Source organism: Anabaena sp. 4-3, assembly GCF_001597745.1.
Classification (GTDB): Bacteria; Cyanobacteriota; Cyanobacteriia; order Cyanobacteriales; family Nostocaceae; genus Trichormus.
On record NZ_LUHJ01000064.1, the window covers coordinates 71,301 to 71,675 of the forward strand.

1 protein-coding gene is annotated in these 375 nt (G+C 37.3%); it reads right to left on the reverse strand.

The window, feature by feature from the left end:
* Nucleotides 1–375: transposase (locus A3775_RS24730; RefSeq protein WP_197480186.1), on the reverse strand; the 375-nt coding region annotated here is incomplete at both ends.

Sequence of the window (375 nt, forward strand, 5' to 3'; positions counted from 1 at the left end):
GGGATTTTCTGTAATTACTTGAACTCGGTTGTTTATGACGGTTCAAGTATTGCATTCTGGCTAGTTTGGACTCATACTTTTGATAACTCTTTACGCCATCAAATATTTCTCCTGTTGAAAGTGTGGCTAAATGATTAATACCTAAATCAACGCCTACAAACTCTTGCGTTTTAGGTGTTGTGGAAGTTTCTACTTCTATTTTCCAAGAGATAAACCACTGATGAGCTTGTTTACTGATGGTGACTGATTTGGGTTGATATCCTATTGGTAAATCTTCGTAAGTTTTTAGCCATCCAATCACAGGTACTCTGACTTTACGGGTGTCAATCTTAATTGCACCATCTAGGGTAAAACTATCGTGTCTGCCTTTTTTCT